23 protein-coding genes are annotated in these 22686 nt (G+C 75.5%); 5 read left to right on the top strand and 18 right to left on the bottom strand.

Annotated elements, in window-relative coordinates:
- The 6 genes from RM780_RS26175 to RM780_RS26150 form a co-directional block, all read right to left on the bottom strand.
- Positions 1-618, bottom strand: a 618-nt coding sequence (locus RM780_RS26175; protein ID WP_311633376.1) for an urease accessory protein UreD, incomplete at its 3' end; no start/stop codon positions are given.
- The gene (gene ureG / locus RM780_RS26170) at positions 615-1307 is read right to left on the bottom strand and encodes an urease accessory protein UreG (protein WP_311633375.1); all 693 of its coding nucleotides are present in this window, start codon (positions 1305-1307) and stop codon (positions 615-617) included. The genes RM780_RS26175 and ureG, both read right to left, overlap by 4 nt.
- A 45-nt stretch (positions 1308-1352) precedes the next feature.
- Entirely contained in the window at positions 1353-2042 is a 690-nt protein-coding gene (locus RM780_RS26165) for an urease accessory protein UreF (protein ID WP_311633374.1), read from the bottom strand.
- Positions 2042-3775, bottom strand: a complete 1734-nt coding sequence (locus RM780_RS26160) for an urease subunit alpha (RefSeq protein ID WP_311633373.1) — start codon at positions 3773-3775, stop codon at positions 2042-2044. The genes RM780_RS26165 and RM780_RS26160 overlap by 1 nt, the downstream gene beginning before the upstream one ends.
- Positions 3768-4079 (bottom strand): urease subunit beta, encoded by a 312-nt coding sequence (locus tag RM780_RS26155; RefSeq protein WP_311633372.1) that lies wholly within the window; start codon positions 4077-4079, stop codon positions 3768-3770. The genes RM780_RS26160 and RM780_RS26155 overlap by 8 nt, the downstream gene beginning before the upstream one ends.
- A gap of 52 nt (positions 4080-4131) precedes the next feature.
- The gene (locus tag RM780_RS26150; protein WP_311633371.1) at positions 4132-4434 is read right to left on the bottom strand and encodes an urease subunit gamma; all 303 of its coding nucleotides are present in this window, start codon (positions 4432-4434) and stop codon (positions 4132-4134) included.
- Between the two features lie 271 nt (positions 4435-4705).
- Here RM780_RS26150 and RM780_RS26145 point away from each other — a divergent pair, with 271 nt between their 5' ends.
- Entirely contained in the window at positions 4706-5728 is a 1023-nt protein-coding gene (locus RM780_RS26145; protein ID WP_311633370.1) for an aspartate-semialdehyde dehydrogenase, read from the top strand.
- Positions 5729-5885: 157 nt separating this feature from the next.
- Here RM780_RS26145 and RM780_RS26140 read toward each other — a convergent pair whose 3' ends face one another.
- Together RM780_RS26140 and RM780_RS26135 are read right to left on the bottom strand one after the other, a co-directional pair.
- Positions 5886-6971 (bottom strand): S1 family peptidase, encoded by a 1086-nt coding sequence (locus RM780_RS26140; RefSeq protein WP_311633369.1) that lies wholly within the window; start codon positions 6969-6971, stop codon positions 5886-5888.
- 577 nt (positions 6972-7548) lie between these two features.
- The gene (locus tag RM780_RS26135) at positions 7549-8472 is read right to left on the bottom strand and encodes a S1 family peptidase (RefSeq protein ID WP_311633368.1); all 924 of its coding nucleotides are present in this window, start codon (positions 8470-8472) and stop codon (positions 7549-7551) included.
- Between the two features lie 365 nt (positions 8473-8837).
- Here RM780_RS26135 and RM780_RS26130 point away from each other — a divergent pair, with 365 nt between their 5' ends.
- Positions 8838-9281: a cell division protein SepF gene (locus RM780_RS26130; protein ID WP_311633367.1), complete on the top strand. Its 444-nt coding sequence runs from the start codon at positions 8838-8840 to the stop codon at positions 9279-9281.
- Positions 9282-9306: 25 nt separating this feature from the next.
- Here RM780_RS26130 and RM780_RS26125 read toward each other — a convergent pair whose 3' ends face one another.
- Positions 9307-10446, bottom strand: coding sequence for a mannosyltransferase family protein (locus RM780_RS26125; RefSeq protein ID WP_311633366.1), 1140 nt, complete (start codon positions 10444-10446; stop codon positions 9307-9309).
- Positions 10446-12026, bottom strand: a complete 1581-nt coding sequence (locus RM780_RS26120; protein WP_311633365.1) for an MFS transporter — start codon at positions 12024-12026, stop codon at positions 10446-10448. The genes RM780_RS26125 and RM780_RS26120 overlap by 1 nt, the downstream gene beginning before the upstream one ends.
- A 414-nt stretch (positions 12027-12440) precedes the next feature.
- Between RM780_RS26120 and RM780_RS26115 the strand changes: the two genes are divergently transcribed.
- Entirely contained in the window at positions 12441-13409 is a 969-nt protein-coding gene (locus tag RM780_RS26115) for a phosphatase PAP2 family protein (protein WP_311633364.1), read from the top strand.
- A gap of 53 nt (positions 13410-13462) precedes the next feature.
- Here the strand turns inward: RM780_RS26115 and RM780_RS26110 are convergent, their stop codons facing one another.
- A complete protein-coding gene (locus RM780_RS26110; protein WP_311633363.1) occupies positions 13463-13678 on the bottom strand; it encodes a proteinase inhibitor I78 in 216 nt (71 codons plus the stop codon).
- Positions 13679-14121: 443 nt separating this feature from the next.
- Between RM780_RS26110 and RM780_RS26105 the strand changes: the two genes are divergently transcribed.
- Positions 14122-14919, top strand: a complete 798-nt coding sequence (locus RM780_RS26105; RefSeq protein WP_311633362.1) for a hypothetical protein — start codon at positions 14122-14124, stop codon at positions 14917-14919.
- A gap of 150 nt (positions 14920-15069) precedes the next feature.
- Positions 15070-15393 carry a hypothetical protein gene (locus tag RM780_RS26100; protein WP_311633361.1) on the top strand — a complete coding sequence of 108 codons (324 nt, stop codon included), beginning with the start codon at positions 15070-15072 and terminating at the stop codon, positions 15391-15393.
- 41 nt (positions 15394-15434) lie between these two features.
- Here the strand turns inward: RM780_RS26100 and der are convergent, their stop codons facing one another.
- The 7 genes from der to RM780_RS26065 all read right to left on the bottom strand — a co-directional run.
- On the bottom strand, positions 15435-16913 hold the full coding sequence (gene der / locus RM780_RS26095) for a ribosome biogenesis GTPase Der (protein WP_311633360.1): 1479 nt from the start codon (positions 16911-16913) through the stop codon (positions 15435-15437).
- A gap of 79 nt (positions 16914-16992) precedes the next feature.
- Positions 16993-17640 carry a lysophospholipid acyltransferase family protein gene (locus RM780_RS26090; RefSeq protein WP_311633359.1) on the bottom strand — a complete coding sequence of 216 codons (648 nt, stop codon included), beginning with the start codon at positions 17638-17640 and terminating at the stop codon, positions 16993-16995.
- 139 nt (positions 17641-17779) lie between these two features.
- Complete coding sequence (cmk, locus tag RM780_RS26085; protein ID WP_311633358.1) at positions 17780-18478, bottom strand: (d)CMP kinase; 699 nt, start codon at positions 18476-18478, stop codon at positions 17780-17782.
- Positions 18479-18633: 155 nt separating this feature from the next.
- Positions 18634-19719, bottom strand: a complete 1086-nt coding sequence (locus RM780_RS26080) for a prephenate dehydrogenase (RefSeq protein WP_311633357.1) — start codon at positions 19717-19719, stop codon at positions 18634-18636.
- Between the two features lie 90 nt (positions 19720-19809).
- A complete protein-coding gene (locus RM780_RS26075) occupies positions 19810-21120 on the bottom strand; it encodes a pseudouridine synthase (RefSeq protein WP_311633356.1) in 1311 nt (436 codons plus the stop codon).
- A complete protein-coding gene (scpB, locus tag RM780_RS26070; protein WP_394813085.1) occupies positions 21120-21836 on the bottom strand; it encodes an SMC-Scp complex subunit ScpB in 717 nt (238 codons plus the stop codon). The genes RM780_RS26075 and scpB overlap by 1 nt, the downstream gene beginning before the upstream one ends.
- Positions 21833-22686 (bottom strand): segregation and condensation protein A (locus RM780_RS26065; protein ID WP_311633355.1); only part of this gene is annotated, 854 nt, incomplete at its 5' end. The genes scpB and RM780_RS26065, both read right to left, overlap by 4 nt.

The following is a 22686-nucleotide window of genomic DNA, read 5'->3' as shown; positions in this document are numbered from 1 at the left end:
CTCGGCCAGTTCGGGGGAGACGACCAGGCGCTGGCCGGCCGCCCGGTGGCCGCCGAGGACCGCGCCGCCGTCCCAGCCCGGCGGGGCGCCGGGGCCCAGGGACAGCTCCTGGTCCAGCAGCGGGCGCCCGTCGTGCCACACGGCCAGCCGGGTCGTGAGGCTGCCGGGCTCCTCCCCGGCCCGGCCGAGGACGAGCTGTTCGCGGTGGACCAGCCGGGCTCCGGCGGCCAGCCGGACGCGGGTGGCCATCCGCAGCCGGCTGCCCCGGGCGGCGATCAACGGCTCGGGCAGCCAGCGCAGTTCGCCCCCCTCCCCCACGGTCAGGTCCGTCTCGTAGGAGGCGTCGGCCTCGGGGTCGGCGCCCGGCAGCGCGACGGTGGCGGCGGCCGAGGTGACCCGCAGCGCGGCGTTCGGCAGCACCTCGGCCCCCAGGCGCAGCCGGTCGCCGCCCAGCGGGCCGCTCATCGCGCCGACGAGCGTGACCTGGGCGTACGGCCCGGCCGCGCGGGTGCGGCGCAGCGCGAGCGGCCCGTCGCCGCGCAGCAGGGGCAACGCCCCGCCGGGCGCCGCGGTGATCCGCGCGTCGGCGGCGACCCCGGCCCCCGGGCGGGCGGTCACGCGGGGACGGGAGCGGTCCAGGCGGCCAGCCGCTCCAGCACCCAGTCCGCGACCGGCCGCACGCCGTCCGGCGCGGTGAGGGAGGTGAACGCCACGGGCAGCCCGCCGCGCTGGGCCTTGGCGTCGCGGGCCATGGCCGCCAGGTCGGAGCCGACGTAGGGGGCGAGGTCGGTCTTGTTGACGACGAGGAGGTCGGCCTTGGTGACGCCGGGGCCGCCCTTGCGGGGGATGTCGTCCCCGGCGGCGACGTCGATGACGAAGACCTGGGCGTCGACCAGGCCGGAGGAGAAGGTGGCGGTGAGGTTGTCGCCGCCGGACTCGACCAGGATCAGGTCGAGGGGGCCGGTGCGGTCCTCCAGCTCCTCGACGGCCTCCAGGTTGGCGGAGATGTCGTCGCGGATGGCGGTGTGGGGGCAGGCACCGGTCTCCACGGCCGTGATCCGCTCGGCGGGCAGAACGGCGTTGCGCAGCAGGAAGTCGGCGTCCTCGCGGGTGTAGATGTCGTTGGTGACGACGGCGATGGACAGCCGGTCGCGCAGCGCGCGGCACAGGGCGGCGACGGTGGCGGTCTTGCCGGAGCCGACGGGGCCGCCGAGGCCGACGCGCAGCGCGCGGCGGGTGCCGTCGGGTCGGGTGCGCCGGTCGTAGGTGTGGCGCTGGGGGAACGTCTCGGGGTGGTCGAGGTGCATCGGCGAAGCTCCCTGGTCGGCGGGCGGCGGCTTGAGGAGATGGGTTCAGGAGGCGAACAGGCGGACGGGCCAGGCCGCGTGCGCCTCGGCGGCGATGTCGAGCAGCGGGGCGGAGGCGGCGGGCAGCGCGTCCGGGCCGCGGGCGGCGGCCTCGGCGGCGCGGGCGGCGACCTCGTCCGCCTCGGGGGCGAGGCGGGCCAGGACGGCCGTGGCGTCGAAGGGGTCCAGGCCCAGCAGGCGCACGGCCGCGGAGGCGGGGCCGCTGACGGCCTCGTAGGCGGCGGCGCGGGCGGCGTCGGCGGGGGCCAGGCGCGCGGCGCGGGCGGCCAGGCCGAGGACGACGGGCTGGTGGAGGCCGCCGGGATGGGCGGCGGCGAGGGCGTCGAGGCCGGGGGCGGGCCAGGTGGCGCGGGCGGCGCGCAGGAGCTGGCGCCCGAGCCGGCGGGCGGTGGCGCGCAGCGCGGGCGAGGGGGTGCGGGCGTCGGCGGCGGCGTCGAGAACGGCCGGGTCGGCGCCGCCGCAGGCCGCGGCGGCGAGCGCGGCGGCCACGAGCCCGGCGGTGTGCAGCCGCCCCCGGCAGAACGCGGCCAGCGAGGCCGCGTCCGTGACCCGCCCGTCCGCCACGGCGGCCTCGGCCCCGCCGGAGTGCGCGTGCGCCCCGGCGGGGAAGCGCCCGTCCGCGAGCAGCAGCAGCGCGACGCCGCCGCCGGGCCCGCCCCCGCCGAAGCCGCTCATCAGAAGAGGAAGTACCGCTGCGCGAGCGGCAGTTCGGCGGCCGGTTCGGGGACGACCGTTTCGCCGTCGATGGTCACCGTGAAGCTGTCGGGGTCCACCGTGACGTGGGGGCGGGCGTCGTTGAGGCGCATGTCGGCCTTGCCCACGGCGCGCGTGTTCGCGATGGGCGCCAGGGGCTTGCGCACCCCCAGGCGGTCGGACAGGCGTTCCGCCAGCCCGTCGTCGAGGGCGAGCGGGGTGACGAAGTTCAGCGAATTGCCCGCCGGGGCGCGCCCCAGTGCGCCGAACATCGGGCGCGGCAGGACGGGTTGCGGGGTGGGGATGGAGGCGTTGGAGTCGCCCATCTGGGCCCAGGCGATCTGCCCGCCCTTGACCACCAGCAGCGGCTTGACACCGAAGAACGCAGGCTCCCACAGCACCAGGTCGGCCAGCTTGCCCGGCTCCACCGAGCCGATCTCCCGGTCCAGGCCCTGCGCGAGCGCCGGGTTGATCGTGTACTTGGCGACATAACGACGCGCGCGGAGGTTGTCGGCCAGGCCGTCCCCCGGCAGGCTCCCGCGCCGCCGCTTCATCACGTGCGCGGTCTGCCAGGTGCGCATGATCACCTCGCCGACCCGGCCCATGGCCTGGGAGTCGGAGGAGATGATCGAGATCGCGCCCAGGTCGTGCAGCACGTCCTCGGCGGCGATGGTGGAGGGCCGGATACGGGACTCCGCGAAGGCCAGGTCCTCGGGGACCGAGGGGTTCAGGTGGTGGCAGACCATCAGCATGTCGAGGTGCTCCTCGACGGTGTTGACGGTGTGCGGCCGGGTCGGGTTGGTCGAGGAGGGCAGGACGTTCGCCTCGGAGACCACCGTGATGATGTCGGGCGCGTGCCCGCCGCCCGCGCCCTCGGTGTGGTACGCGTGGATGGACCGGCCCGCGATGGCCGCGAGGGTGTCCGCGACGAACCCGGCCTCGTTCAGCGTGTCGGTGTGGATGGCGAGCTGGCCGCCGGTCTCCTCGCACACCCGCAGGCAGGCGTCGATGACGGCCGGAGTGGCCCCCCAGTCCTCGTGGATCTTGAACCCGACGGCGCCGCCGCGCAGTTGGGCGCGCATCGCCTCGGCGGAGACCGTGTTGCCCTTGGCCAGCAGGCCGATGTTGACCGGGAGGTCGTCCAGTGCGGCGAGCATCCGGCCCAGGTGCCAGGAGCCGGGCGTGACGGTGGTGGCCTTGGAGCCCTCGGCGGGGCCGGTGCCGCCGCCGACGAGGGTGGTGACGCCGGAGGCCAGGGCCTCGTCGGCCAGGCGCGGGGAGATGAAGTGGACGTGGGCGTCGATGGCCCCGGCGGTGAGGATGCGGCCGTTGCCCGCGATGATCTCGGTCTCGGGGCCGATGACCAGCCCGGGGTGCACGCCGTCCATGGTGTCGGGGTTGCCGGCCTTGCCCAGGGCGGTGATCCGCCCGTCGCGGATGCCGACGTCGGCCTTGACGATGCCGGTGTGGTCGAGCACGACGGCGCCGGTGATCACGGTGTCGGGGGTGCCCTCGGCGCGGGTGGCGCGGGACTGGCCCATGGACTCGCGGATGACCTTGCCGCCGCCGAAGACGGCCTCGTCCCCGGCCCGGCCGGGGCCGCCGCAGAGGTCCTCCTCGATCTCGATCAGCAGGTCGGTGTCGGCCAGCCGGACGCGGTCGCCGGTGGTGGGGCCGAAGAGGTCTGCGTACCGGGGGCGGGGAAGCTCAGCCATCGAGCGCGCCCCCCGTCTCGCCGCGCAGGCCGGGGACGACGCGGCGGCCGGCCAGCGGCACCAGCTCGACCTCGGCGGGGATGCCGGGCTCGAAGCGGACGGCGGTGCCGGCGGCGATCCCCAGGCGCTTGCCGCGCGCGGCGGCCCGGTCGAACTCCAGGCCGGGGTTCGCCTCGGCGAAGTGGTAGTGGGAACCGACCTGGATGGGGCGGTCGGCCGCGTTGCGGACGGTGAGCCGGGTGACCGGCGCGCCCTCGTTGAGGCGCACGGGGCCCTCGCCGTACTGGATCTCTCCGGGAATCACGGTGCTTCCCCTCTCTCGGCCGCCACGCGGGACGGGCCTCGGGCGGCGGGCGTCAGGCGATGGGCTCGTGGACGGTGACCAGCTTGGTGCCGTCCGGGAAGGTGGCCTCGACCTGCACGTCGTGGATCATCTCGGGACCGCCCTCCATGACCTCGGCGCGCGACAGCACCCTGCGGCCGGACTCCATCAGCTCGGCGACCGTGCGGCCGTCCCTGGCGCCCTCCAGGATGTGCGCGGTGATCAGCGCGACGGCCTCGGGGTGGTTCAGCCGCAGGCCCCGGGCGCGGCGCCGGTCGGCCACGTCGGCGGCCACGTGGATCAGCAGCCGCTCCTGCTCGTGCGGGGTCAGGTGCACGCTCCCACCTCAGGTCTCTGGGTCGGTCGGGGGTCGGCCCGGGGTCGGCCCCGGAACGGTCGAGGGTCGTTCCCGGGTCGTTTGGGGGTCGGAAACCGCCCGGCTGTGGAGGTTAGTTCGACCTCGTTACAGCGGCGTTACTTCCATTCCGAAGTATCTACGGGCGTCACCTCACCGAGTGTGACCGACATCAAAGAACTGGCCCCCGCTGGCGTGCGCAGGGCAGGGTAGGGGGCGGGGGACGGGACACGCACGTGATGTGAGGAGCCTCATGAAGATCGGGATCGTCGGAGCCACCGGGCAGGTCGGCGGCGTGATGCGGCAGGTGCTGGCCGAACGCAAGTTCCCGGTCGACCGGCTGCGGCTGTTCGCCTCGGCCCGGTCCGCCGGGAGCACCCTGCCCTGGGAGGACGGCCCGGTCACGGTCGAGGACGCCGAGACGGCCGACTACGCCGGCCTGGACATCGTGCTCTTCTCCGCCGGGAAGGGCGCCTCGCGGGCGCTCGCGGAGAAGGTCGCCGCCTCCGGCGCCGTGGTGATCGACAACTCCTCCGCCTGGCGGATGGACCCCGAGGTGCCGCTGGTGGTCGCCGAGGTCAACCCGCACGCGGCGGCCCGCCGCCCCAAGGGCATCATCGCCAACCCGAACTGCACCACCATGGCCGCCATGCCCGTGCTGCGCCCGCTGCACGAGGAGGCGGGGCTGACCGCGCTGGTGGTCGCCACCTACCAGGCGGTCTCCGGCAGCGGCCTGGCCGGCGTCGCGGAGCTGGACGGGCAGGCCCGCGCCGCGACCGGGCAGGATGCCGCCCGCCTCGCCTTCGACGGCACCGCCGTGGACCTGCCCGAGCCGTCGGTCTACGCCCGGCCCATCGCGTTCAACGTCCTGCCGCTGGCCGGCTCGATCGTCGAGGACGGCCTGGAGGAGACCGACGAGGAGCAGAAGCTCCGCAACGAGAGCCGCAAGATCCTGGAGATCCCGGACCTGAAGGTCTCCGGCACGTGCGTGCGGGTGCCCGTCTTCACGGGCCACTCGCTCCAGGTCAACGCCCGCTTCGCACGGCCGATCACCCCCGGGCGCGCTCGCGAGCTGCTGCGCGGGGCGGACGGCGTGGAGCTGAGCGACATCCCCACCCCGCTCCAGGCCGCCGGCCGCGACGCGAGCTACGTCGGCCGCATCCGCCGCGACGAGACGGCGGACAACGGCCTGGCGTTCTTCCTCTCCAACGACAACCTCCGCAAGGGCGCGGCCCTGAACGCGGTCCAGATCGCGGAGCTGGTCGCGGCGGAGTGACGGGGGACCGACGGCGGTAGCGCCGGCGAACGACGGCCCCGCCGGGCCGCCTCCCGGCGGGGCCGGGAGACGGCCGTGGAACGCCCCGCCGGGCGCGCGCGTGCGAGGGCCCCGCCCGGGGGATGCGGGCGGGGCCCTCGTCTCGTCCGCGCCGTCGTTACGGGAGCGTCGCGCCGGACGCGGCCAGCGCGTCCGTCACGGGGAAGAAGAAGGTCGTGCCGCCGACGGTGCAGTCGCCGCTGCCGCCGGAGGTGAGGCCGATCGCCGAGGGTCCGGAGAACAGCGCGCCGCCGCTGTCGCCGGGCTCCGCGCAGACCGTTGTCTCGATGACGCCGTCCACCGTGCCCTGCGGGTACGTCACGGAGACGTCCACGGCGGTGACCTCGCCGGGGTGCACCCCGGTGGTGGAGCCGCTGCGGGTGACCTGCTGGCCGACCGTGGCCTCGGCCGCGCCGGTGATCTCCTGCGTGGTGCCGTCGTAGAGGCTGACCGCGCTGGGGTGAGGCACGTCCGCGGTGTACTGGGCCAGCGCCCAGTCGGAGCCGGGGAATTCGCTGCGCGTCAGGGAGGCCACCGGCGGGCCGCCCGCGGTCTCGGACCACTGGCTGCCCGCCTCGCCGCAGTGCCCCGCGGTGAGGAAGCCCGCGCCGCCGTCCGCCAGCGTCACGTTGAAGCCCAGCGAGCAGCGGGCGCCGCCGGAGTGGATGGCGTCGCCGCCGGCCAGATAGGGCTGATAGGTCCCGGCGCTGCGCTCCAGGGTGGCGGTGCCGCCGAGGCCGGCCACCGCGTCGCGCACCTCCTCCAGGGCGCGGCCGGTGACCGTGCTGTCCACGCGGACGCGGACGGAGTTGCTGACCGGGTCGATGGACCAGGCGGTGCCGGGGACGGCGAACGCCCGGACGGCCTCGTGGGTCTCGGTCAGCTCGGCGAGGCTGTGCGGGACGACCCGGGCCTCGGCTCCGGCCGACTCGACCTCGGGGACGGCCGCCTCGTCCACGACGTTGACGATCAGGGTCTCGGTCTCGGCGGCGTAGTAGGCCCCCGCGGCGGCGGCGCCGAGGCGGGCGGTCAGGTCGTCGGCCAGGTCTCCGGCCTGGGCCGAGCTCAGGGTGCGGGGGGCGCTCGTGGGGGAAGCGCCCGGGGCGGCGTTCGCCTGTGCGGCGGCGACCGATCCGGCGAGCAGCGCGGCGAGGCCGAGGGCCGTGGCCGCGAGCCGCCGTTTCGGCGTGCGTCGATGTGTCACGCTCGTTTCCTCCTGTGGGGGATGGAGCCGCGTGGCCCCGGAAGAGAGAGCACAGACTTGGCCAGCCCTGAGGGGGTCACGTCCATGCCAAGCGATGTCAGGGAGTATTCCCAGGCGGTCCGGGACCACACAAGAACGAGTTTCTGCCCCCGCCCATACGATCACACCGCCTGCGGTGATACGCGTAAACCCCCCGGAAGAACCCGGGATCTCCCGCGCGCGACCCCGGGGCGCGGCCGGGGCCCTAGCGCGGGGTGAGAGGCATAGACCTGTCTGAAAACGCTCCCCCGGGGTTCGTTTTCCGCTGCGGGGCGTTCGTTTTCCGGGCCGGAGGGGGGTGATGTGCGCCACGTGGGGCCGGGCCGCGTGGGCGCGTTGGCGCGCGGAGGGCGCGCGGCATGGCACTGCCCCCGCCCGGTGTGCGGGCGGGGGCAGCGGATCGCGTTGCCGGAGCGGACGGTCTGGCGTGCGCCTGTGGCGCGCGTAGACCGCGCGGGCCGAGGGCCCCTCGGGCGCCGTGCGGCGCGAGGCGGGGAAACGCGGGGGTGGAGCGGTGGAGCGGGGTGGAGCCGGCCGCCTAGTAGACGGCCACGCCGTAGGCGTTCAGGGCCTCCACCACGGGCTGGAAGAACGTCGTGCCGCCGGTGGAGCAGTTGCCGCTGCCCCCGGAGGTCAGACCCAGCGCGGTGTTGCCGGAGAAGAACGGGCCGCCGCTGTCGCCGGGCTCGGCGCAGACGTTGGTCCTGGTCAGGCCGGAGACGATGTCGCCGCCGCCGTAGTTGACCGTGTAGTTGAGGCCGGTGACCGAGCCGCTGCGCAGGCCCGTGGTGCTGCCGCTGCGCTGCACGGGCTGGCCGACGTACGGATTGGCGGCGCCGGTGATGTCGCGCTCGGTGCCGTTGTAGAGGTACACCGTCCCCGGCCGCGGCACGCTGGCGTTGTCGTAGCGGACGATGCCGTAGTCGTTGCCCGGGAAGCTGGAGCCGACCGTCGGGCCGATGTACGTGGTCCGCCCGCTGTTGGTGTACCAGCTCGGGAAGCCCTCGGTGCAGTGCCCGGCGGTCACGAAGTAGTACGTGGAGCCGCTGCGGACGTTGAAGCCCGCGGAGCAGCGCCAGCCGGCGGACGCGTAGATGGCGTCCCCGCCGCGCAGGTAGCGCTGGATGCGCTCCTCGGTCCGCTCCACGGTCAGCGCCCCGGAGAGCGCGCCCGCCTCGCTGCGGATGCGCGCCAGCTCGGCGCGGGAGACCGTCTCGTCGATGGTCACGGTGACGCGGTTGGTCGCCGGGTCCACCGTCCAGGCGGTGCCGCCGACATCGGCGGCGCGCACGGCGTCACTGACCGTGGCCAGCTGGGCGGTGCTGAAGGTCTCGGCGGGCTGGGCCGAGGCGGCGTTGGGCACCAGAACGGCCGCGGCCGCGGCGAGCAGTCCCGATGCCGCGGCGATCAGCCGCATCCGTCGCGACGTGCGTCTGTGGGGGTTGGTGCGCCTCAAACTCACTTTTCCTCCAGTAAGGAATTCAGGGGCCCGTTGGGTGAGCGGGCCGTGAGGCGTGGCCGGGAGCATGCTGTGCGGCATGCCCCTGACAAGCGCTGCCCCGAGTCTTCTCATCGTCAGGACCGTTGAAAAGCGCGAGATTCGGCCACCGCGACCACGCACGGTGTCACCCGGTTGGCGGGGCGCGACCATTTCACTCTGTGTCAGGAATCCACCACCACGCACCCCCTGAGGGGCCGCCACTTCGTATGCACCAAACCCGTTACGAAACCCGGCCCCGGCACCTATCCGCTTGGCGGATCGTCCGCATGATGGACGACCATAGGGGAGCACGGGTACGCCCGGGTGAGCGATGAGAGGAGGCGCCCATGGGATCGGTACGCAGGGCGAGCGCCTGGCTGGGCCTCGTCGAGGACCGTGACCTGCGGTACTACGACGACGAGTACGCCGAGGACCCCGAGCCGGGTGACGGCGCTCCGGCGTGGGTCACCGACCCGCGGCTGCGGGTGGCCGCCGAGGCGGCCGAGGAGCAGGGGAACCGGATCGCGACCGTCACGCCGCAGGGCTTCCGGGACGCGCGCCGGATCGGCGAGCTGTTCCGCGACGGCGTCCCCGTGGTCATCAACCTCACCGCGCTGGAGGCCGCGGACGCCAAGCGCGTGGTCGACTTCGCAGCCGGGCTGATCTTCGGCCTGCGCGGGGGCATCGACCGCGTTGCCAACCGCGTCTTCCTGCTGACGCCCCCGGCCTACCAGGTCGTCAGCGGGGAGCCCCGCCGCGTCGCCGACGGGGGCTTCTTCAACCAGAGCTGACCCGGCGCGGGGCCGCTGCCCCCGCTCACGGCGGCCCCGTGCCGGTCAGCCACACGGCCCCGTAGACCGCCGCCCCGGCGGCCAGGCCGCCCGCGGTCAGCGCCACGGCCCAGGCGCGCGCCCGGGCCAGCGCCACCGCGGCCGGCAGCAGCAGGGGGAACGCCGGCAGCAGCAGCCGCGGCTTGGACCCGAAGTATCCGGCCGCGCACACCGCGAGCACCACCAGCACGCCGCTGTAGACCAGCAGCGGCAGCGGCGGGCGCGTCCGCACCAGCAGCGCGCAGACCCACGCCAGCAGCACCACCCCGGCGCACAGGCCCACGCCCGCCAGGGGCGTCGGCCCGGCCAGCCGGCCCGCGACGAAGCGGGCGAAGGCCACTCCCCCGTCGAAGCCGTTGCCCCAGTCCCGCTGGACGTCCAGGTAGCCCAGCGGGCCGCCGGTGCGCGCGCCCACCCAGGCCACGTACCCGGCCCAGCCCAGCGGGGCCAGGGCAACGCCCGCCCACATCCGCCGCCCGGCGCCCTCCCCGCGCGCCGCCGCGACCGCCGCGGCCACGGCCAGGGCGGCGACCACCGCCAGCCCCGCGGGGCGGGTCAGCCCGGCCGCGGCGCACAGCAGCCCCGCCGCCACCCACCGGCCGGTCAGCACGGCGTACAGCGACCAGGCGGCGAGCGCGGTGAACAGGGACTCGGTGTAGGCCATGGACTGCACCACCGAGACGGGGGTGAGCGCCCACAGCAGGGCCAGCAGCGTTCCCGCGCGCGGGCCGTGCAGCGACTCCCCGATGGCGTACAGGGCCAGGGCCGCGGCCAGGGAGGCCGAGGCGGCGATCACCAGGCCCGCGTGCGGCGCGGACAGCGGCGTCAGCCACCCCAGCAGCCGCTCCAGCCAGGGCAGCAGGGGGAAGAAGGCGAGGTCGGAGTGCAGCCCGCCGTCGGCCGCCCGCACGGTGCGGCCGTAGCCGTCCTCGGCGATGCTCGCGTACCAGACCGAGTCCCAGCGCCGGGACAGCAGATGGAGGGCGTCCTTCTCCGGCGCGGAGGACCACAGGGCCAGGACGACCACGCCCAGCAGCCGCACTCCCGCGAAGGCCAGCAGCGCGGGCGCGGCCCGGCGCGGCAGGGCCGGGCGGGGTGCCCGGCGGGCGGTCGCGGGCGCGGCCATCAGGTGCGGCCGGCCCCGCTGGTCTGGAGCGGGCGCGAGGCCCCGGCGGGCCGGGCGGCGCACATCTCCCGCGGCAGGCGGACCGCGGCCACCGCGCCGAGGACCAGAACGACGGCGCTCACCAGCAGCGTCATCCGCATGCCGTGCACGAAGGCGTCCCGGGCGGCCTGCCGCAGCGCCTCCCCCGCCGGGCCGCCGATCCGCTCGGCCACGGTGTACGCCTCGCCCAGCGAGTGCCCGGCCGCGGCGGCGTCGGCGGCGCCCAGCCCGGGGACGTCCGCGGCGCGGACGGCCGGGGCGTAGAGGGCGTTCATCACGCTGCCCAGCAGGGCGATGCCGATCCCGGCGCCGAACTGGTAGGCGGTCTCGCCGATGGCGGCGGCTCCCCCGGCCTCCCCGGCGGGCGCGTCGCTGAGCATCGACTCGTAGGAGCCGAAGAGCGTGGTCTCCAGGCCGAAGCCGAGCATCACGAATCCGGCGGTCATCACCAGCGGCCGGTCGGTCTCGTCCATGCAGGTCAGCGTCAGCACGGCCAGTGCGGTCACCGAGAAGCCGACGGCGACCATCACCCGCGGGCCGAGGCGGTGCAGCATCCGCGACCCCGTCAGGCCCGCGGCGATGGCGGCCAGGCTCAGCGGCAGCAGCCGCAGGCCGGTCTCCAACGGCGAGAGTCCGAGCACCAGTTGCAGGTACTGCGCGGCGACGAGAGCCAGGCCCACCAGGGCGAGCACGGTGAGCACGATGCAGCCCACGGAGGTGCCGAACGCGGCCCGGGAGAACGCCGCCAGGTCGATCAGCGGCTCGCTGCACCGCCGCTGCCTGCGGACGAAGAGCACGAGCAGCCCGGCCCCCAGACCCGCCGCCAGCACGGTGCCCGCGGTGAACAGGTCGCCCCCGCCGGCCCGTTTGACCGCCAGGATCAGCGAGAACAGCCCGCCGGCGGCCATCAGCGCTCCGGCCACGTCCCAGGGGCCCGAGCGGTCGCCGCGCGACTCCGGCAGGAGCCAGAGGGCCACGGGCAGGCACACCGCCATCAGCGGGATGTTGACCAGGAAGACCGAGCCCCACCAGAAGTGTTCGAGGAGCACGCCGCCGACCAGGGGCCCGATGCCGGCGCCGACCGCCGCCACCGCGCTCCAGATGCCGACGGCCAGCGCGCGCTCGCGCCGGTCGGGGAAGACGTGCCGCAGGATCGACAGCGTGGCCGGCATGATCATGGCGCCGCCGACGCCCAGCAGCGCGCGGGCGACGATCAGCGCCGTGGGCGTGGAGGCATAGGCGGCCAGGCCCGAGGCGAGGCCGAAGCAGGCGTAACCCGCCATCAGGACCCGCCGCCGGCCCACCCGGTCGCCCAGGGTTCCGAAGAGGATCAGCAGCGCGGCGCACACCAGCGGGTAGACGTCCACGATCCACAGCAGCTCGATGCCGCTGGGCCGCAGGGACTCGCTGACGGCGGGAACGGCCACGTGCAGGACGGTGGCGTCGACGGCGACGAGGAGGAGGCTGGCGCAGAGGACGACGAGGACCAGCCAGCGGTTGCTGTCGTCCGCGGAGGATCCGGGCGGGGCCGAACCCGGCATCTGCGCACCTCCCAAGGGTCGCCTCGCGCGGGTGGGCACCTCGCCGCCGCGGGGGAACTCCGGCGGTGCGCGGGGCCGCCGGACACGGGAGGGCGAGGCCAGTTCGTCAAGCTGGTCACCACGGTCGGTCGAGCAGACAGACTACGGCAGCCCCGGGCGGGCGGCGCACGCGCTCCCCGGGGCGGGCAGCCGCACACGGGTTACCGACGCGTTCACCTCTCGATTTCCGCGGCCCCGCCGCGGCAAGGCGCCGGGGCCGTCGCCACCCCCTCCCCGGAGGCCCCAATTCCGGCGTCCCGCATTTCGTAATTGCGGGAAATAGGATGGCAGAAAATATCTGGCATACATCACATCGCCATTACGAAGACGGGCCGGAGCGGGAAGGCGGCTTTCACAGGCTGTAATCTTCTGAGTGTGCGTACCGACCGATTGCTGGCCCGCCTCGAACAGGAGCAGCGGCCACCGGACGTGCCGGCTCCCGTAATGAGCCGCACCCGGCTGGCGCTCCTGTGGGCCACGCTGGGCTTCTACGCGGCGACCGTCGCGGCGGTGCTGAGCACCTCCTGGCTGGTCCGTCTCGACTGGCAGGTGATGCTGTTCCGGCCCTATAAGCAGTGGCCCGGCATGCACGCGTTTCTCGACTATTTCGTGGTGCTGGGGCAGCGCGGGCCCACGGCCGTGCTGATCGCCGCCTGGCTCGGCTGGCGCTGCTGGCGGCAGCGGACCCTGCGCCCACTGCTGGTGATGGCGGGGGCGCTGCTGCTGCTGAACGTCACCGTGGGCGCCGCGAAGCTCGGCATGGGCCGCGAGGGCCCCCACTACGCCAACGTCATCGGCTCGAACGAGATGTTCCTGACCGGGGATATATTTCCCTCGGGCCACACCGCGAACGCCGTCGTGACCTGGGGAATCCTGGCCTACCTGGCCACCACCCCGAGGGCGCGGCGCACCCTGTCGGTCATCGCCGCGGTCTTCGCGCTCGGCGTCGGGGCCACCACCGTCTACCTGGGAACGCACTGGGTCAGCGACGTGCTGCTGGGCTGGGCCGCCGGTCTGCTGGTCCTGCTGGCCCTGCCCTGGTGCGAGCCGCTGATCGCCCGCCTGGAGCGGCGCCTGCTCCTGCTGCGGGACCGGCTGCGCGACGCCCTGCTCGCCGCGGGCCCGCGGACGGCCCCGGCCCCCGCCCCGCACGCCCCGCAGCCGGTGGGCGCGTCCCTGCGGGCGGGCGCGGCGGAGGAGGCGCGCCCGCACACCGAGCCGGCGGTCGCCGGAGTCCGGCCGGGCGCCGGACCCCATGGGGCCACGGCGCTGCGCGTGCGCCAGACCGGACGGCCGCACCCGGGCCGCCCGGAGCACCCGGCCCGGCCGGTCAGCAGCCTCTGAGGGATTCGATCGGCCGCCCCCGGCCCTTCCCGGGGCCGGGGGGCCGCGCCGGCTCAGCCGTGCCAGCAGCGCACCACGACGCCGTCGCGCACCGCGAGGTTGAGACGCCCGCTCATGTACTCCATGGTGATGACGGCGTCCGGCGCCAGGCGGCGCACGCGCGGCCAGCCGCGCTCCCGGGCGCGGGACTCGGCGGCCCCGGCCTCCAGGCCCACGTAGTCGTCCGGGCTGTCGTCGGGCGCCTTCGGCGGGCGCGGTAGCGGTGCCATGCCGCCACCGTACGGCCCCCGCCGGACGGCCGGGAAGTCCCGCCCGGATCAGGGGACTGTCACGCTTGTGTCACAGCCGCCCCCGCCGTGCCCCGTCCGGCGTAACGGCCGCCCCCGGGCGCGGGGCGGGGCGGGGAATTCCCGGCCGCGGCCTTTTCCCCGGGCTGCGGCCGGATAAGTCAGGGGCCCTTTTCCGCGGGTCCGCGACCGCCCTTTCGCGCACCCTCCATGAATGGTTCCGGCGCATTCGGTGAACGGACGGTTTCCCTTCGGTTCACTCCCCGCGAGCGGCCGGTCGCTCAGCCGTGCGAGGTTCGCCGGGCCGGAGGAGCCGGCGCCCCGACCGGCGCGCGGGGCGTGACCCATGCGCCGCCACGGGCGTTGTGCACGGGGCACACCGCCGCGCCAGGGCGCGCGGCGAGATCCCGAACCGAGGAGCCACCGTGTCCCCCTTGCTCGACGTCAGCGACGACGTACGCGCCGAGATCGGCGACGAGGAAGCCGATCGCCTGCTCGCCGGGGAGAACGCCCCCGGCAGCTACGACTGCACCTCCTGCCGCACGCCGGGAAACCCCGCGCAGGAACGAACCAGCACCGTGCTCTTCGTCGGCGGCGAGACGGCCGTGCTCGCCTTCGCGCACGCCTCCTGCATCCCCTCCCAGGTGGTCGCCGTCTCCGAGGAGCAGCTCCAGGGCGCGGTGCGCTCGATCACCGGCGGCGCCGCTCCCGTTCCCCCGCAGGGCGGCGCCGGGGTCCACCCGGAGCCCGGCCAGGCAGTGCTCGGCGTGACGTGCGGTCAGATCCTCATCGACAACGAGCTGCACCCAGCGATCGTCGTGGAGCCCACGGGGCCGATCGTCCGGCCGGGCACGAACGGGCCGGGCGACGACTTCCTGCCGCTGCTCATCGAGGCCGGGTTCCTGCCCGTCACCAACGTGGCCAGGCAGCCCTCCATGCTGCCCGGCTGGTCGGTGCTGGTGGCCATGGGCCAGCTTCACGCGGTCCTCCAGGCCGATCCCTCGGGCGGGCAGCCCAGCGCCTGGTGGCAGGCGCACCAGCCGCTGCCGCTGACCGAGGGCTGGCGGGCCAGCGCCAACCAGCGGCACACCGTGTTCGTCTACGCGGCGCCGGCCGGGTCGATCGGGCAGCAGCCGCGCGAGGACCTGCTGCGCGACGCGCTGGAGAAGGCCGCCGCCGGGGGGCTGCTGGTCGCCGCCGCGATGCCGCTGACCGGCACCTGAGGGACGCCCGGGGTCAGGCGATCAGGTACACCGCTTCCGCATCCCGCATCCACGGCACCCGCCGATCGTTGGTCGGGCGTGCAAGCCTATGAGCCATCCCGACACCAGACCTCCCACCGGCACGCCGGGGGCCATTCCGGCATTCCCGGCATGCGGTCGCCCTATCAGCGGCCCGGGGCCTCGGCCACGCCGATCTACGACTCGCTGTGCGCCGAGTACCGGCGGCTCTTCCGGGCCCTGCCCGGGGACCGCAGCGGCGAGGAGGAGCTGCGCTTCGTCGGCTTCTCCACCAGCTACGGGATCGGCGCGGGCGCCTGGCGGGAGCGGCGGGACTACGCGCTGCACCGGCAGCACCCGGGCCACCCGACGGCCTCCGGGTACGCCGCCGCCTACGCGGCCGTGCCGCCCGCCCCGCAGCTGACCCTGCCCGTGCTGCCGCCGGGGCCGCGGCCGGCCGATCCGCACGGGCACTGACCCGGGGCCCCGCGCCGCGCGGGGCCCCGGGTCGGCCGGGGTCACTTCTTCCGGCCGCGCTTCTCCCGCACGCGGACCGACAGGTGGATCGGCGTGCCCTCGAAGCCGAACTCCTCGCGCAGCCGCCGCTCGATGAAGCGCCGGTAACCGGCCTCCAGGAAGCCGGAGGCGAAGAGCACGAAGCGCGGCGGCCGGGTGCCTGCCTGGGTGCCGAAGAGGATGCGGGGCTGCTTGCCGCCGCGGACCGGGTGCGGGTGCGAGGCGACCAGCTCCCCGAGGAAGCCGTTGAGCCTGCCCGTGGACACCCGGCTCTCCCAGCCCGCCAGGGCGGTCTCGATGGCGGGGACCAGCTTCTCCATGTGCCGACCGGTGCGGGCCGAGATGTTCACCCGCGGCGCCCACCGGACCTGCACGAGCTCCTGCTCGATCTCCCGCTCCAGGTAGAAGCGGCGCTCCTCGTCCAGCGTGTCCCACTTGTTGTAGGCGATGACGAGGGCCCGGCCGGCGTCCACGGCCATGGTGATGATGCGGGTGTCCTGCACGCTGATCGGCTCGGTGACGTCGATGAGCACGACAGCCGCCTCGGCCTTCTCCAGCGCGGCGGCGGTGCGCAGCGAGGCGTAGTAGTCCGCCCCGTCCTGGAGGTGGACGCGGCGCCGGATGCCGGCCGTGTCGACGAAACGCCATGTCACCCCGCCGAGTTCGATCAGCTCGTCCACCGGGTCGCGGGTGGTGCCGGCCACCGCGTCGACCACCACGCGGTCCTCCCCCGCCACCTTGTTCAGCAGGGACGACTTGCCGACATTCGGGCGGCCGATCAGGGCGATGCGGCGCGGGCCGCCGGGGGCGTCGCCGAAGGTCTGCGCCGGGGCCTCGGGCAGCGCCTCCAGCACGGCGTCGAGCATGTCGCCGGTGCCGCGGCCGTGCAGCGCGGAGACGGGGTGGGGCTCGCCCAGGCCGAGGGACCACAGGTAGGCGGCCTCGGCCTCCATCGAGGGGCCGTCGACCTTGTTGGCGCACAGCACCACGGGCTTGCCGGCCCGGCGCAGCAGCTTGACGACGGCCTCGTCCGTGTCGGTGGGGCCGACCGTGGCGTCGACCACCAGGACGACGGCGTCGGCGGCCTCCACGGCGAACTCGGCCTGGGCGGCCACGGACGCCTGGATGCCGAGGACGTCCTGCTCCCAGCCGCCGGTGTCCACCACCTTGAAGCGGCGGCCCGCCCACTCGGCCTCGTAGGTCACGCGGTCCCGGGTCACGCCGGGGCGGTCCTCGACGACGGCCTCGCGGCGGCCCAGGATGCGGTTGACGAGCGTCGACTTGCCGACATTCGGCCGGCCGACGACGGCGAGGACCGGCAGCGGCCCCGAGGCGGCGGCGGCGAGGTCGCTCTCCACCTCCTCGGCGTCGAACCCGGCCTGTTCGGCGAACTCCACGAACTCCGCGTAGTCGGCGTCGCCGAGCGCGGCCGGCCCGTCCTGCGCGTCCGCGGCGGGGCCCGGCTGGTTCTGCTGATTCATGGAGTCTCGTACCTCGTCCGTTGCTGCGTTCTCTGCTTGAGCGTGCTGGGGGTGCTGGTGGGTGCCAGCCAAGTGTCGCCTACCGGCCGGTGAAACGCCTGGCGTCCTTCACGTGGGCGGCCAGCCGCTCCTGGACGCGGGCGGTCGCCCCGTCCAGCGCCGCCCGGGTGCGCCGGCCGCCGGGGGCCCCGACGGCGAACGGGTCCCCGAAGACCACGTCGACCCGCCCCCGCAGGGGCGGCAGGGCGCGTATCAGCCGCCCCGGGCGTTCGCTGCCGAAGATCGCGACCGGCACGATCGAGGCGCCGGAGCGCAGCGCGAAGTATGCCAGCCCCGTCCGGATCGCGGCGAAGTCCCCGGCGGTCCTGGTGCCTTCGGGGAAGATGCCCAGCGCCCCGCCGCGCTCCAGGACCCCCAGGGCCGCGAGCACGGCCGGGCGGTCGGCCGCGTGCCGGTCGATCCCGATCTGCCCGATGCCGCGCAGGAAGGCGCCCAGCGGCCCGACGAACGCCTCCCGCTTGATGAGGAAGTGCACCGGGCGCGGGGCGAGCCCCATCAGCAGCGGGCCGTCCACGTTGTGCGTGTGGTTGACGGCGAGGATGACGGGGCCGGCGGGCGGGACGCGCCAGGCGCCCAGCGCGCGGGCGCGGTAGGCGGCGCGCACGGCGCCGCCCGCCAGCCGCCTGCCGGTCGCCGCGCCGCGCGGGCCCGGACCTGCCGCGCTCACTGAGCCACCCCGCTTTCCCCCAGGCTCCTCCCCCGGACTCCGTCCGGGGGTGCCCCCACGGGGAGACCCCCGACTCCGCCCGTGCGGCGCAGTGCGGCCGTCGTCACCACCTGCGGGCCGGCAGCCACGCGTGCGCCGCTCACCGCACGGGCCGCCGCGCCGCCTCCACCAGCGTCACCACGCACTCGATGACCTGCTCCAGAGTCAGCTCGGTGGTGTCCACCTCGGTGGCGTCCGCGGCCTTGGCCAGCGGGGAGGCCGTACGCCCGGAGTCGGCGGCGTCGCGCTTGAGCAGCGCCTCCCGGGTGGCGGCCAGGCCCGCGGCGTCGGCGCCCGACAGCTCGGCGCTGCGGCGGGCGGCGCGGGCCTCGGGCGAGGCGGTGAGGAAGATCTTGACGTCGGCGGCGGGCAGCACGGTGGTGCCGATGTCACGGCCCTCCACGACGATCCCGCCGGCCGCCGCGGCCGTCTCGGAGGCCAGCGAGCGCTGGAGCTCGGTGATCCGGGCGCGGACCTCGGGGACGGCGCTGACGGCGCTGACGGCGGAGGTGACCTCCCGGCCGCGGATGGGCCCGGCCACGTCGGTGCCGTCGACGGTGATGGTGGGGGCCAGTGGGTCGGTGCCGGAGACGATGGACGGCTTGGCGCAGGCGGCGGCCACGGCCGCCGCGTCCGCGACGTCGACGCCGTTGGCGAGCATCCACCAGGTCATGGCCCGGTACTGGGCCCCGGTGTCGAGGTAGCCGAGGCCGAGGCGGGCGGCCACCGCCTTGGAGGTGCTGGACTTCCCCGTGCCGGAGGGGCCATCGATGGCGACGATGACGGGAGTGACAGCCACGGTGGTGCGCACCTTTCTCGGGGTCTTCTCGGGGTCGTCCCGGGGTTTCTGCCGGGCCGGGCCGCCGCGGGCGGGCAGGGGCGCCCGGGGCGCGGCAGGCGGGGGCGGAACGACATCCCCCGGGGCAGAAGCGTACCGGCCCGCGGGGAGGGCGTTCACGGCCGGATGGACCAGCCCCGCTCGCGGAGGGCCGCGGTCAGGCGGGGCGCCGAACTGGGCTCGACCATCAGCTGCACCAGCCCGGCCTCGCGGCCGGTGGCGTGCTCGATGCGGACGTCCTCGACGTTGATCCCGGCGCTGCCCGCGTCGGCGAAGATCCGGGCCAGCTCGCCGGGCCGGTCGGTGATGAGCACGGCCACGGTCTCGTACGCGGCGGGGGCGGACCCGTGCTTGCCCGGCACCCGCTCCCGGCCGGCGTTGCCCCGGCGCAGCACGTCCTCCACGCCCGCGGCGCCGGCGGCGCGCTTGTGCTCGTCGGCGGACTCCATCGCGCGCAGGGAGCGCACGGCCTCGTCCAGATCCCCGGCGATCTCGGCCAGCACGTCCGCGACGGGCCCGGGGTTGGCGGAGAGGATGTCGAGCCACATCTGCGGCGCGGAGCCGGCGATGCGGGTCATGTCCCGGATGCCCTGGCCGCTGAGCCGCACGGCGGCCTCGTCGGCGGTGCGCAGGCGGGCGGCCAGCAGGCTGGAGAGGAGCTGGGGGGTGTGCGAGACGAGGGCGACGGCCCGGTCGTGGGCGTCGGCGTCCATCAGCACGGGCACGGCCCGGCACAGCGCGACCAGCTCCAGCGCCTGGTTGAGCACCTCGGTGTCGGTCTCGGGGGTCGGGGTGAGCACCCAGGGGCGGCCGTCGAAGAGGTCCCCGGTGGCGGCCAGGGGACCGGAGCGCTCGCGGCCGGACATCGGGTGGGTGCCCAGGTAGGAGGCCAGGGCCCCGCCGAGGGCGGCCAGTTCGCGGCGGGGGCCGCCCTTGACGCTGCCGACGTCGATGTAGCCGCGGGCCGCGCCGCGCCGCTGGAGGGCGGCGACGGCGGCGGCCAGGTGCGCGGGCGGCACGGCGACCACGGCCAGGTCCACCGGGCCCTCGGGGGGCTCCTCGGTGCCGGCGCCGAGGGCGGCGGCGGTGCGCACGGCGCCCGGGTCCCGGTCGGCGAGGTGCACCCGCACCCCGCGGGAGGCGAGGGCGAGGGCGAGGGAGGTCCCGATCAGCCCGGTGCCGGTGACGAGTGCGGTGCGCATCGTCTCAGCGTAACGGCCCGGGAGCGGGCCGTCGTACGCCCTGACGCGGCGGCCGGCGCGGGCCGTTGCCGGCCGGCCTTGCGTCCGCCGTTACAGGTCGACCTCGCGCATGAGGCGGCCGACCTCGGTGTTGGTCATCCGGCGCAGCCAGCCGGACTTCTGGTCGCCGAGGGCGATGGGGCCGAAGTGGGTGCGCACCAGCCTGTCGACGGGGAACCCGGCCTCGGAGAGCATCCGGCGCACGATGTGCTTGCGGCCCTCGTGGAGAGAGACCTCGACGAGGTAGTTGTTGCCGGTGTTCTGCACGACGCGGAAGTCGTCGGCGCGGGCGAAGCCGTCCTCCAGGTCGATGCCCTCGCGCAGCCGCCGCCCGAGGTCGCGCGGGATGGGGCCCTGCACGGCGGCGAGGTAGGTCTTGGTGACGCCGTACTTGGGGTGGGTGAGGCGGTGGGCGAGCTCGCCGTGGTTGGTGAGCAGGATGAGGCCCTCGGTCTCGGTGTCCAGGCGGCCGACGTGGAAGAGGCGGGTCTCGCGGTTCTGCACGTAGTCGCCCAGGCACTGGCGGCCCTCGGGGTCCTCCATGGAGGAGACGACGCCGGCCGGCTTGTTGAGGGCGAAGAACAGGTGGGACTGGGCGGCGACGGTCAGGCCGTCCACCTTGATCTCGTCCCGGTCGGGGTCCACGCGGCGGCCCTGCTCGCGCACGCGGCGGCCGTTGACCTCGACGCGGCCCTGGTCGATCAGCTCCTCGCAGGCGCGGCGCGAGCCCATGCCCGCGCGGGCCAGTACCTTCTGCAGCCGCTCGCCCTCGGGGTCGCCGAAGGTCTTGGGGAGCCTGACGGCGGGCTTGGTGTGCCGTTCGCGGTTGCGCTCCTCCAACTGGGCGTCGTACTCGCGGGAGCGTGCGGGGGCCGGGCGGCGCTCGCCGCGGCGGGGGCCGCCGGGGGCCGCGCCCTTGCCGCCTGCCCTGCCCCGGTCGGGGCCGCCGGTCGTTCCGCGGGAGCCCGCGGACGTGCTGCCGGTGCCGCCGGAGGTTCCACGGGTGTCCCCGAACGTTCCGCGCGAGCTCCCGGACGTGCCGCGGGGGCCTCCGGCGGCTCCCCGGGGGCCTCCCGCCGCGCCGCGCGGACCGCCGGACGCGCCTCGGCCGCCGCCGGACGTTCCCCGGCCGCCGCCGCTCGCCCCGGCGCCGCCGCGCGGGGCTCCGCCGCCCTGGCCGCCGCGGGGGGCACCGCCCTCGCCGCCCCGCGCCGGGGCGCCGCCCTGGCCGCCTCGGGCCGGGCCGCCGCCCGCGCCGTACCGGCGCTCCTCCGGGCGGGGACGCCCGGCGCGCTGCCGGTCGTCGCGGCTGTTGCCCGCGCCGCGGTAGTTCCGGTTGCTGTTCCTGCCACTGCTTCGCATCAATGATCCGTTGGGTGATCGGTGGGGGGCCCGCCGCTGTCGTCGGCGTCGAGATCGGCCAGGTCGAACGACGGCACCCCCTCCTGGCTCTCGCCCTCCACCTGCTCCGCCTCGGGGAGGAAGGGCGCCAGCTCCGGCAACTCGTCCAGGCCGCGCAGCCCCATCCGCTCCAGGAAGGAGTGTGTCGTCCCGTACAGGATCGCACCCGTTTCGGGTTCGGTGCCCGCCTCCTCCAGCAGTCCGCGCTGGAGGAGGGTGCGGATGACCCCGTCGCAGTTGACCCCGCGGATGGCGGAGACCCGCGAGCGGCTGACCGGCTGGCGGTAGGCGACGACCGCCAGGGTCTCCAGCGCGGCCTGTGTGAGACGGGCCTGCTGGCCGTCCAGGACGAAGCTCTCCACGGCCTGGGCGTAGGCGGGCCGGGTGTAGTAACGCCAGCCGCCGGCGACCAGCCGCAGCTCGAAGCCGCGGCCCTGGCGGGTGTAGTCGTCGGCCAGCTCGCGCAGGGTGTCCTCCACCTCGCGGCGGGTGCTGCCCAGGACCTTGGCCAGGTGGGCGGCGGTGGCGGGCTCGTCCACCACCATCAGCACGGCCTCCAGGGCGGGGGCGAGGGCGGGCCGCGCCGGCGCCCCTCCCCCAGGCCCGGGGGGCCTGGGCGGGGGTACCTCCCAGCCGCCAGGCTGGGGGAGTACCCCCGGCTCGGGCTCGGTCGTCACTGCTCCTCCTCGGGGGACGGTTCGCGGTCGAACTCGTCGGTCACCAGCGGGCGTTCGCCCTCCGCGCCGCGCCAGACCACCAGCAGGGGGCCCAGCGCCTCGCCCTGGTCGAGGTCGACGGCCCGCTCCCGGTACAGCTCCAGCAAGGCCAGGAAGCGAGCGACGACGGTGAGGGTGTCGGGGGCGTCGGCGGCCAGCTCGGCGAAGGTGGCCCGGCCGTGCTGGCGCAGGCGGGCGACGACCACCTCGGCCTGCTCGCGGACGCTGACCAGGGGGGCGTGGATGTGCTCGACGTAGACCTGGGGCCTGGGCTTCGGCTGCATCGCGCGGGCGGCGAGGCGGGCCAGGCCCTCGGGCCCGACGCTGAGCACGACCTCGGGCAGCAACTCGGCGTGGTGCGGCTCCAGGCCCACGGTGCGCGGGTGGCGGCGGGACTCGGCGGCCAGCCGCTCCGCCAGGATCTCCGCGACGCGCTTGAACGCCCGGTACTGGAGCAGGCGCGCGAAGAGCAGGTCGCGGGCCTCCAGCAGGGCCAGGTCGGCCTCGTCCTCCACCTCGGCGGCGGGCAGCAGGCGGGCGGCCTTCAGGTCGAGCAGGGTCGCGGCGACGACGAGGAACTCGGTGGTCTGGTCGAGGTCGCCGTCGGGGCCCAGGGCGCGCAGGTGGGCCATGAAGTCGTCGGTGACGCGGGAGAGGGCGACCTCGGTGACGTCGAGCTTGTGCTTGGAGATCAGCTGGAGGAGGAGGTCGAAGGGGCCCTCGAAGTTCTCCAGGACGACCCGGAAACGGCCGTCCCCGGGCTCGGGCTGCTCCGCGGCGTCGGGGGCCCGCGTGGCAGTCGGGGGTGACT

This window comes from Streptomyces boetiae, assembly GCF_031845405.1.
GTDB lineage: Bacteria > Actinomycetota > Actinomycetes > Streptomycetales > Streptomycetaceae > Streptomyces > Streptomyces boetiae.
The sequence above is the reverse complement of the archived record's forward strand: the minus strand, read 5'-3'. Positions and strand labels throughout refer to the sequence as shown.

What these genes read in the sequence shown, in the direction of transcription:
- ureG (WP_311633375.1), bottom strand. Translation starts at nt 1,307, where the DNA reads ATGCACCTCGACCACCCCGAGACGTTCCCCCAGCGCCACACCTACGAC.
- RM780_RS26165 (WP_311633374.1), bottom strand. Translation starts at nt 2,042, where the DNA reads ATGAGCGGCTTCGGCGGGGGCGGGCCCGGCGGCGGCGTCGCGCTGCTG.
- RM780_RS26160 (WP_311633373.1), bottom strand. Translation starts at nt 3,775, where the DNA reads ATGGCTGAGCTTCCCCGCCCCCGGTACGCAGACCTCTTCGGCCCCACC.
- RM780_RS26145 (WP_311633370.1), top strand. Translation starts at nt 4,706, where the DNA reads ATGAAGATCGGGATCGTCGGAGCCACCGGGCAGGTCGGCGGCGTGATG.
- RM780_RS26130 (WP_311633367.1), top strand. Translation starts at nt 8,838, where the DNA reads ATGGGATCGGTACGCAGGGCGAGCGCCTGGCTGGGCCTCGTCGAGGAC.
- RM780_RS26125 (WP_311633366.1), bottom strand. Translation starts at nt 10,446, where the DNA reads ATGGCCGCGCCCGCGACCGCCCGCCGGGCACCCCGCCCGGCCCTGCCG.
- RM780_RS26120 (WP_311633365.1), bottom strand. Translation starts at nt 12,026, where the DNA reads ATGCCGGGTTCGGCCCCGCCCGGATCCTCCGCGGACGACAGCAACCGC.
- RM780_RS26110 (WP_311633363.1), bottom strand. Translation starts at nt 13,678, where the DNA reads ATGGCACCGCTACCGCGCCCGCCGAAGGCGCCCGACGACAGCCCGGAC.
- RM780_RS26100 (WP_311633361.1), top strand. Translation starts at nt 15,070, where the DNA reads ATGCGGTCGCCCTATCAGCGGCCCGGGGCCTCGGCCACGCCGATCTAC.
- der (WP_311633360.1), bottom strand. Translation starts at nt 16,913, where the DNA reads ATGAATCAGCAGAACCAGCCGGGCCCCGCCGCGGACGCGCAGGACGGG.
- RM780_RS26080 (WP_311633357.1), bottom strand. Translation starts at nt 19,719, where the DNA reads ATGCGCACCGCACTCGTCACCGGCACCGGGCTGATCGGGACCTCCCTC.
- RM780_RS26075 (WP_311633356.1), bottom strand. Translation starts at nt 21,120, where the DNA reads ATGCGAAGCAGTGGCAGGAACAGCAACCGGAACTACCGCGGCGCGGGC.